A 9173-nucleotide genomic window follows, 5' to 3' on the forward strand; every position below is an offset into this window, starting at 1 on the left:
GACCCTTGGGCCTCGGAAATTGAACCAACAGGCCGGCAACGGCGACGCGCGGACCGATCCGTCTGCGCGAGCGATCGTGCTCGGCCGGAATTCGGCAGGAGAATGAAATGAACGGGCCGGTCAAGACCATTACCAGGGATCCGCTGCTGCAGCCGCTGACCATCAAGAAGCTGACATTGCGCAACCGTATCATAAGCACCAGTCATGCCTGTGGCCTGGAAGTCGGCGGCATGCCCGAGGAAGCTTATCAGCGCTATCACGAGGAGAAGGCGCGCGGCGGATTGGCGCTATCGATGTTCGGCGGCTCGTCCAACGTCGACCTGGATTCCCCCAACATCTTCCGGCAGCTCAATGTCGGCACCGACGCGATCATCCCGCACTTCCAGCGCTTCAGCGCGCGCATGCATGATCTCGGTGCGGCGCTGATGTGCCAAATCACCCATCTGGGCCGCCGCGGCGATCCTTATGCCGGCGACCGGCTTTCTACGATCGGACCCTCGCCAGTGCGCGAGACGCTCCACCGCAGCATCCCCAAGGAGATGGACGAGCACGACATAGACCGTGTCGTGAAGGCTTACGCCCAGGCTGCCCTGCGCTGCAAGGAAGGCGGTCTGGACGGGATCGAGACCCTGGCGGCCGGGCACCTGATCGGCCAATTCCTGTCGCCGTTGACCAATCGCCGCACGGATCGTTTCGGCGGCGCGCTTGAGAACCGCCTGCGTTTCGGCCTGATGGTCCACGAAGCGATCCGCAAGGCCGTGGGGGATGATTTCCTCGTCGGCATACGTTTTGTCGTCGACGAAGGCCCCGATGGCGGCCTGAACTTCGAGGAATGCGTCAAGGCGGCCCTGATGCTCAAGGCGGGGGGAGGCGTTGACTTCTTCAATGCCATTTACGGCACGATGGATACGACACGCGCGCTTGCGGAGGAGAACATGCCCGGCATGGGCTCGCCGCTGGCTCCATGGATCGAACCGGTCGGCGCCTTCCGCCACGAGGTCGGGTTGCCCGTCTTTCACGCCGCGCGCATTGCCGATGTCGCTTCGGCTCGCTTCGCGGTGGCGGAAGGCAGGCTGGACATGGCGGGCATGACGCGCGCCCAGATCGCCGACCCCCATCTGGTGGAGAAGCTCGCCGGCGGCCGCGAGGCCGAGATACGCCCTTGCGTTGGCGCCACGCATTGCCAGTCGCCGTATCGCCCCTCCTGCCTGCACAATGCCGCGACGGGCCGCGAACTGACGCTGCGCCACATCATCCAGAAGACTGACGGACCTGCCCGCAAGGTAGTCGTCGTCGGCGGCGGACCGGCCGGCCTGGAGGCGGCGCGTATCAGCGCCGAGCGCGGCCATGCCGTTTCGCTCTACGAGGCGGCTGGCGATCTCGGCGGGCAGATCCGGATCGGCGCGACCGGCTCCTGGCGTCGCGACCTCATGGGCATTGTGGAGTGGCGCGAAGCCGAACTGCAGCGTCTCGGCGTTGCCGTCCATACCAACGCCTATATGGAAAGCGCCGATATCGCCGCGCTTGAACCGGATGTCGTCATCCTCGCCACGGGCGGCCTGCCGCAGATCGACCTGCAGGAGGGCGCGGAACTCTGTCTCAACACATGGGACGTCCTGACCGGACAGGTGCCGCTGCATGGCGAAGTGCTGATTTACGACGGAACCGGACGGCATCCAGGCCCGCTTTCCGCCGAACAAGCCAGAGATGCAGGTGCGGAGGTCGCCTATGTCTCGATCGACGCGCAGCTTTCGGAGGAACTGACCTATGCCGAGCGGCTGCGCTGGAAGAAGCGCTTCCTGCAGCTTGGCGTGAGGCCAGTCTTCGAGAGCCGACTCTTCGCGGTTCAGCGCAAGGACAACCGGCTGGAAGCCAGCTTTGTCAATGAAATCTCGCGGGAGGTGACGAGTATCCTTGTCGACCAGGTCATCGTCGAGCAGGGCAGCATTCCCATGGACGAAACCTATTTTGCGCTGCGCAGCCACTCGGCGAATGATGGCGTCACCGATCTCGACGCCATGGTTAAGGCGGCGCCGCAACCGCGCCTGCGGGAAAGCGGCTTCGAACTGCACCGTATCGGCGACGCGGTTTCGAGCCGCAACATCCATGCCGCGGTGCTGGACGCCTTGCGCATATGCAGCGCGCTGTGACGGTGCGCGCGCCGGCGGTGTCAGCGGCCGATGCGGTCGAGAAACTGATACCAGCCCGCCACTGTGCGCACCGCCGGCTCGCGCAGGAAATAGAAGGGGATGGATTGCGGCTCGTTGCGTTGCATCAGGCTGAGTTCCGGCCTGTCTCCCAGCATCAGGTCGACGGCGCGGCGGCCCATGAGGCCCGACATGGCGATGCCGGCCCCGTTGTAGCCGAGCGCGAAACCGGTCCGCTCGTCGAGCATGCCGATCTGCGGCAGGCTATCCATGGTCATGGCCACGAGCCCCGACCATCGGTGGGTGATCGCGGTGCCGGCAAGCTGGGGGAGCATCTCCTTCAGCGCCCTTTCGAGCGCCTGGAAGGCGGAGGCGGAATCTTCGCGCCCGAAGGCCCCGCGCCCGCCGAACAGCATCCGGTCGCCGGCGGGTCGAAACCAGCGCATCATGCGCCGCGTCTCGCTGTAGCTGCGGCAGTGCCGCATCAGCGTGGCCCTGAGGTCGGCGCCAAGCGGCTCGGTCGCGATCATGGCGCTGCGGAAGGGGATCACCGTTCCGCGCACCGGCGCAGTGGCGGCGGTAATGTCGGAATAGCCGTTGGTGGCGATCAAGACATGCCTGGCTGCGACCTGGCCCCGCGCCGTCGTCAAAACGGTGCGGTCGCCGTCCTTCCGGCGTGCCACCACGACCGAATTCTCGAAGATCTCGCCGCCCCCGCTGCGCACTGCGCCGGCAAGCCCCCGCGCATAGTTCAGCGGATGAACGATGCCGGCATGGGTGGAAAGCACGCCGCCGACGAAATCGGCCGAACCGGTTTCCTCGCGCACCGCGCTGGCGTTGAGTATGGTCAGGCTGGCATCGCCGAACATACCCCGCGCCGTCTCCGCTTCGGCCACGAGCCTTTTCTGGGCAAGTTCGTTGTGGGCGCAACGCAAATTGCCGGTCTGGATGAAGCCGGCGTCGGCAATACCCAGTTCTTGGATATTCCGTTCGACGCGATCCATCGCATCATGGCCGATGCGGTGCATGCGCCGCGCCGCTTCAAGCCCATGGTGCGCCGCGATGTCGCTTAGCGAGGCGCGAAACTTGGTGGAAACGACCCCGCCATTGCGGCCGGAAGCGCCCCAGCCGATTTCGACCGCTTCCAGAACGACGGGATGCAGGCCGCGCTCGATGGCGCGCAAGGCGGCATTGAGGCCGGTATATCCGCCGCCGATGATGGCGATATCGGCCTGGACCGCGTTTCCAAGCGCGACCGGCGGCGGCGCCGGCGAGGCCGTTTCCAGCCACAGCGATCGTGGATGTGCCAGGTCCTGCATCGGCATCGTCCTCCCTTGGGCGCCGGCGGAGCTATTCCCGCTCGACGGCGTCGGCGAGGTCGCGCAGTGTGGCGAAATGGAAATCCGGCTTCGTCACTTCGCCCGGATGCGGTGTGCCGCCATAGCCTTCCAGGTGCATCCGCCGCTCGATCCAGCAGACCTTGTAACCGAGCGAGCGGGCAACGCCGATATCATGATACTGGCTCTGTGCAACGTGCAGCATGTCCTCCTGGCGATAGCCGAAGGCGGATTGCCGCCCGAGATTATGCGAGAAGAAGCGTGGGTCAGGCTTGGCGCATCTGGCGTCGTCCATCGTGACGGCGTCGTGGAAAGGGGTCCCCAGCGTGTGCGAGTAGGCGCTGAAGGCAACGCGGTCGGCGTTCGTCATGGCGACCAGGCGGAAATGCCGGCGCAGCCGCTTGAGTGCCTCGGCGGAATCCTCGAATGCCGGCCAGCGCAGCACGGCAATCTGGAAAGCGTCGGCCGAGCGCTGGTCCGCAGGCAGGCCGAGCTTATGGGCCACATGGAGGTAGACGTCCGCCATCACCTGGCTGGAGCGGCCGGGATGATCGACGCGCCCTTCAAGATAGGGGGCGAAGAGATCGTCGTCGCTCAGCCCCTCGGCAGCCTTTCCCCCGATCGAGCGGAACGCGTCGAGAATGCCTTTCTCGAAATCGATGAGCGTCCCCACGACGTCGAATGTCAAAATTTTGAATTGCTTGAAGGACATCAGACCTGCCTCTCTTCCTCGCTGAAACCGGCTTCCGACCGGCGGAAGCTTGCGTTCAATGAACAGAAGAGGATGCGTCGCCGCAATTCCACAAATGCTGATCGGGGAGCTTACATTTTGTAATGTCCCGCCTTCGACACCTGCTTCCTTCGCTCAATGCGCTCGTGACCTTCGAGGCGGCCGTACGCTGCGGGACCTTTGCTCGTGCCGCACAGGAACTTTGCGTCACCGGCCCGGCTGTCAGTCGCACGATCGGGCGGCTGGAGGCCCATCTGGGCGTCGCGCTTTTCCACCGGACCGCTTCCGGCGCCGTCCTGACGGAGCAGGGCAGCGTGCTTTTTTCGGGAATTTCGGGCAGCTTCGACGAAATCGAGCGAACAGTCCTGCGGGTGCAGCAGTCAAGGCAGTCGGGAATGCGGACAGTGGTTCTTTCGGTGTCGTCTGCCTTCGCCACGCACTGGTTCATGCCCAGGCTAGCGCTGTTCCAGTCGAGATTCCCGAAAGTCGATATCCGCTTTCAGCTGATCAGCGGACCGCTTGGCGGAGCCGTGGACGGTGTCGATATTGCGATGCGCTTCGATCATGGCAGCAACGCCCGGCACGTCGCGCGCAAGCTGATGCCGGAATTGCTGGTGCCGATCCGCGCTCCTCACCTGCCGGAAAAACAGGCGCCCACCGGCACGTTCATGCCGGCGCTCGACAGGATCATCAATCTCAGCACGGCAGAACCGGACTGGTCGGGCCTGTTTTCGGAGAACACGGCAAATGGCACGGCGGGCGGGCTGCAGTTTTCGGACTATACAGTCGTGGTCCAGGCCGCCCTGCTCGGGCAGGGCGTCGCTCTCGGCTGGCTCAACGTCGTGTCGCATCACCTGGCGCGCGGTGTCCTGGTGCCGGTAGGCCCGGTCATGAAGACCGGCCGGACCTGCGAACTGGTCATCGCCCGCAAGCAGGAGACTCCTGTAGTTTCCGAGATCTGCGATTGGATAGATACCGAATTCACCACCGATATGAAGCGCGTCGACGCGCAGTATCCTGGCCTTGAACTTGGTGCCGATCCATCGCGCCAGGAAAATGGCCGTAATCCGATCAGGAGTTCATCCCATCCAGCGTCTTGCGGCGGATTCTGATAAGGGTGTTTCTCCATTGCTCCAACGGCTGCGGCGGCATCGCGCTTTTCAAGGCCGTCGAGTATTCGGGTGTGATCGCGGACGCTCAGTGACACGGCGCCCTTCGCCAAAAGCCCCGGCGGCGGAATTCCAGGCCGAACGAATACATCTTGTGCAGAAAATCGGCCAGAAGCGGATTGCCGCCGGCCCGACAGATGGCGTGGTGGAATTCGGCGTCGGAAATCTGCAACCGGACGGGATCATGCGTCATCTGGCGCTGCGCCTCGAGCGTCTCAGCTCCCGATCCCCCGACGACCGGTCGTTTGTTCGACAAGAGCCCGATCCAGCTCATCGGCGAACTTCGCCAGCCGAACGGCGCCGCATCGCGAAAGCCGCAGCGTATCGATTACGAAGTATCGCCGCAACGGCACCGCCAATCTCTTCGTTTGCCTCGATGCCCATCGGTCATGGGGGAACGTCAAGGTGACCGAGCGGCGAACCTCCGATGACTTCGCGCTCTGCATGCACTCGTCGATCTCCACTTCCCAAAGGCCGAGTACATCAGATCGTGCTGGTCAATCTGTCGACACACGCCCGCCGTCCTCTATGCGGCCTTCCCGTCATCGGAAGCGCGCCGCCTGCTCAGGCGCATCGAATTCCACTATGCGCCCAAGCACGCCAGTTGGCTCAACATGGTCGACATCGAGATCGGCATGGAGAAGCGGTTCTCAACCGGTTTGGCTGGCCGAGAGGAGGAAGTGACTATCAAAATACCTCAAAAGAAAATGTCGATGCGGATTGCCACTAGGGTGGGGTCCGCGGACGCCAACTTTGCCCACGGGCACCGGCACTCAGGTGGCGGCAAAGGAAGCATACCCAAGAACTCGAGATCCGGAGCAGATCCAAAGGCAGTTGAGGGCACACGCGACCTCGATTCCACCGACGGAGTCCCTTGGGCACGACGCCAAACAACGGTCCACACAGCTCCCCGGTCGACTTCCTCCCCAATTCAGCGCTTGGGGATTCACCGGTTTGCGCAAACGTCCTTCATGACTCGGCGTAATTGGCCCTGCTTGAATCGGAAATCGCATGAGTCGGTAGCGCCCGGTTCTTTCTTGTAAGAGAGCGGCTTCTGCAGCAAATCCAGGAATATTCATTTTGATCGCCTCCTTTGTTGGTTTTATCGATCATAGCATTTGACCAGACTAACTCCCGATTTGTCGACACAAACTTCAGTCCGCCAACATGCAGGAACGCTTTAACCAAGGAGCGCCCGCATGAACGGGCGATCCGGATCTTGCGAACGAACCTTCTGAATTGCGCTTAGCAGAAGCCAGACGCATAACATGCGGTCAAACATGCCGGTATATCGCCAGCAGTAAGTATTGAACAAGCAGTAGTACATGCAAGGCATGACCAAAACCCAAAGAGCACACCACCTCCCCCAATCATGCCTCCGCCGCCGCCGCGCAATTGAGCCATCACTCCTTCTCCAATATTGTTGTAGGGTTGGTTTATTGCAGATTGGTAGTGACCTCTCGTCTTGCATAGCGATGTTTCTGCAGTAAATCCAGGCATATTCATTTTGTATCTCCTTACACTTAGCTAGATTTAACGGTCATAGTACGGCGACATCTTCGCGACGAGGAACGGAAATTCTTCGGTTACGTCGCAGCGCGTAGAGAACTTCTCTGTAAAATCGCTGTTGCGGTTGGTATAAGAGAAGATCACGTCAACGATGTTGCGGGTGGCGCTCAAGGGCGAGGGGCGCACTTCCACCCCGGTCAACGAAAAGTCCCGCCCAAATTCCTCAGCGGCCTTGCCATAGATAGCGGGATAGCGCATGGCCAGGTAGTTCAAGGCGCGGTGCTCGTCGGTCGCGCCGGCATTGTCCGTCAGCTGCATGATCCTGCCGAACAGTTCCTCGGCCGCCGGTCCGAACTGCTGGGCAGTGGTTTTCTCCGGCTTCGGGATGGCTTTGATAAGGGCGTCGCGGTCGAAGGAGTAGATTTGATCGAATGCGACGATGGGTACCATCAGGCCATTACACATTTGCGGCGGCGCGATGGGACCGCGCATACCGATGACAACATCGATGTCATTAGGGCTAGGGGCGGGACGAGTGGCTTCCACCAGCAGATCAATGTCCGCCGGATCGCGTGGCTGCAGTAGGTAAGTTTCCAGCCCCTGGATGGTCAGGACCCAGCATAGTTGGCGCACTAGGTAGCGGTGCTCGCGCTTGGATAGCACGGCGTAGAAGGTCTGTTGATCGGTCTTCCCGGCGGTCTCCGTGCGTCCTGTCGCCTGGGCAAATTCCTTTTCCGCGGCGAGGTTCGGGAAACGCGCTTCGACCCGACCAATGGCGTAAACATAAGAGAGGGACATGGAGTTCGCGCCTCCTGCGCAGGTTGGGCAGGGCGTCTCCCTCGAGAGTGGAGAGGTCGACGACGATCGGAGGTTTTCCTCCCCAGCGGGACCGTAGGCGGCCGTGAACACAGCGGCATCGCATCTTGCCTCATCATGACCTGTCGACCGTTCTGTCGATTCTTGTTCCATAGTAATCCTCATTCATCACATCACAGATCAATGGATCTGGGTTAATGGGCACGGCCGGTGAAGACAAACCGGCGGTTTAGCGCGGCCGCCCGGCGTTCACAGCCTCCGCAGGATTGTATCCCCAGATAGGAGGTAGCTCGTCCAACCGCATCGCCTAACCCGATTTCCTCGTCGGTGATAAATCCAGGCAGGCGTACCCGGTAAGGCGGATGTTCGCTCTGGTTTGGCGAGTCGTTGCCTTCATTTGCCTTTGTCACGCTGTTCGCCTCCTCCCATTTGTCACCAATAGTACTTGGTAGGCCGCCGCGGCATCCAGTAAAGGTGGAACGACGGAAGCACGTCGCGAGGTGGAGGCTTGGGTCAGGGCGAGCTTGATTTGTACCGCGGTCGCAGAAGGAAATTCCGACCATAGAAGTGCAATCGCACCGGTCACAAAGGGCACCGCAACACTTGTTCCACCGAGCGCAAGCGACTGGCCCTCGCTGCCGAGACTGGTAATGCTGTCGCCGGGCGCGCGAAAACCCCGCCTGCCGATGGAACTACCCAGGTTCGATTCGTCGATCGGCCTACCTCGAAAATCACAGGCCACCACCGGGATGACCCACGGGTGGCGGGTGATGGCGGAACTTCCAAGCGTGCCTTGGTTGCCCGCAGCTGCAACGATTATGACGCCGCGGCTGACGGCGAGATTGAGCGCCTCTTCCAACGCCTGCTCGTCTTTAACCGAAGGTTGCGCAAGGGCGAGGCTTAAATTGATTACTCGCGCGCCTGAGCCAATGCATTCGACAATCGCCGTGGCAAGCTCCCGGGGTGTTGCACTGGGCATATGTTCGCGCCCGGCGGTCGTCTCGGTGAAAATAGGGCGTATGAGTAGGGTACAATCGGGGCAAATGGCGGGCGCAGCGGAACTCCGCCGGGCCGATAAGATGCCGGCCACAAACGTTCCATGTAGGCACGCCGCGCTGTTAGCTTGGGTGCATGTGCCACCGCTGCTTCCGAGGATCTCGTGGAGGTGTTCGCCTGTCAGATCGGGATGTTGGGTAACGACAGGTCCATCGATGAGCCCGATCTTCACTTCCGGGCTACCGCTGCCGCGTTCCATCAACGCGGTGAGGCTGACTAAGGCTAAAGAAGCAGAGGGCGCCATCTGCGTTGGACGATCGTCGCGATCGACCTCCCAGCATCTTTTTTATCCTACACGCCGCAAGGAATAACGCAACCCCATCCGGTTGCAATGTCGTAAGCAGATGAGTTGTCCGGATTAGGTAGCACGTGAGTTGTCCGGTTTTATCGCCAGCGGATGGAGGCTGGG

Annotated in this window: 7 protein-coding genes and 1 pseudogene; 3 read left to right on the forward strand and 5 right to left on the reverse strand. The window is 61.7% G+C overall.

What is annotated here, in order from left to right; genetic code table 11:
• The first annotated feature begins 107 nt into the window (after positions 1–107).
• Positions 108–2150: an NADH:flavin oxidoreductase gene (locus tag FJ946_RS30175; RefSeq protein WP_140523226.1), complete on the forward strand. Its 2043-nt coding sequence runs from the start codon at positions 108–110 to the stop codon at positions 2148–2150.
• A 20-nt stretch (positions 2151–2170) separates the two neighbouring features.
• Here FJ946_RS30175 and FJ946_RS30180 read toward each other — a convergent pair whose 3' ends face one another.
• Both FJ946_RS30180 and FJ946_RS30185 read right to left on the reverse strand, forming a co-directional pair.
• The gene (locus FJ946_RS30180; protein ID WP_140523224.1) at positions 2171–3466 is read right to left on the reverse strand and encodes an FAD-binding oxidoreductase; all 1296 of its coding nucleotides are present in this window, start codon (positions 3464–3466) and stop codon (positions 2171–2173) included.
• A 31-nt stretch (positions 3467–3497) separates the two neighbouring features.
• On the reverse strand, positions 3498–4196 hold the full coding sequence (locus tag FJ946_RS30185; RefSeq protein WP_140523221.1) for an HAD-IA family hydrolase: 699 nt from the start codon (positions 4194–4196) through the stop codon (positions 3498–3500).
• 122 nt (positions 4197–4318) lie between these two features.
• On the opposite strand from FJ946_RS30185, the gene FJ946_RS30190 reads away from it, so the two are divergent.
• Entirely contained in the window at positions 4319–5326 is a 1008-nt protein-coding gene (locus FJ946_RS30190; protein WP_140523218.1) for a LysR family transcriptional regulator, read from the forward strand.
• Between the two features lie 85 nt (positions 5327–5411).
• On the opposite strand, the gene FJ946_RS30195 is transcribed toward FJ946_RS30190, so the two are convergent.
• Entirely contained in the window at positions 5412–5657 is a 246-nt protein-coding gene (locus tag FJ946_RS30195) for an FCD domain-containing protein (protein ID WP_140523216.1), read from the reverse strand.
• Here FJ946_RS30195 and FJ946_RS31420 point away from each other — a divergent pair.
• Positions 5632–6021, forward strand: a pseudogene (locus FJ946_RS31420) (transposase); the annotation flags it as partial. The gene FJ946_RS30195 and the pseudogene FJ946_RS31420 overlap by 26 nt on opposite strands.
• Before the next feature lie 895 nt (positions 6022–6916).
• Here the strand turns inward: FJ946_RS31420 and FJ946_RS30200 are convergent.
• Positions 6917–7690: a hypothetical protein gene (locus tag FJ946_RS30200; RefSeq protein ID WP_140499601.1), complete on the reverse strand. Its 774-nt coding sequence runs from the start codon at positions 7688–7690 to the stop codon at positions 6917–6919.
• Between the two features lie 424 nt (positions 7691–8114).
• Entirely contained in the window at positions 8115–9008 is an 894-nt protein-coding gene (locus FJ946_RS30210; RefSeq protein WP_140499605.1) for a S8 family serine peptidase, read from the reverse strand.
• Positions 9009–9173 lie beyond the last annotated feature (165 nt).

Source organism: Mesorhizobium sp. B2-4-7 (assembly GCF_006442685.1).
GTDB lineage: Bacteria > Pseudomonadota > Alphaproteobacteria > Rhizobiales > Rhizobiaceae > Mesorhizobium.

What these genes read in the sequence shown, in the direction of transcription:
- FJ946_RS30175 (WP_140523226.1), top strand. Translation starts at nt 108, where the DNA reads ATGAACGGGCCGGTCAAGACCATTACCAGGGATCCGCTGCTGCAGCCG.
- FJ946_RS30185 (WP_140523221.1), bottom strand. Translation starts at nt 4,196, where the DNA reads ATGTCCTTCAAGCAATTCAAAATTTTGACATTCGACGTCGTGGGGACG.
- FJ946_RS30190 (WP_140523218.1), top strand. Translation starts at nt 4,319, where the DNA reads ATGTCCCGCCTTCGACACCTGCTTCCTTCGCTCAATGCGCTCGTGACC.
- FJ946_RS30180 (WP_140523224.1), bottom strand. Translation starts at nt 3,466, where the DNA reads ATGCAGGACCTGGCACATCCACGATCGCTGTGGCTGGAAACGGCCTCG.
- FJ946_RS30200 (WP_140499601.1), bottom strand. Translation starts at nt 7,690, where the DNA reads ATGTCCCTCTCTTATGTTTACGCCATTGGTCGGGTCGAAGCGCGTTTC.
- FJ946_RS30210 (WP_140499605.1), bottom strand. Translation starts at nt 9,008, where the DNA reads ATGGCGCCCTCTGCTTCTTTAGCCTTAGTCAGCCTCACCGCGTTGATG.
- FJ946_RS30195 (WP_140523216.1), bottom strand. Translation starts at nt 5,657, where the DNA reads ATGAGCTGGATCGGGCTCTTGTCGAACAAACGACCGGTCGTCGGGGGA.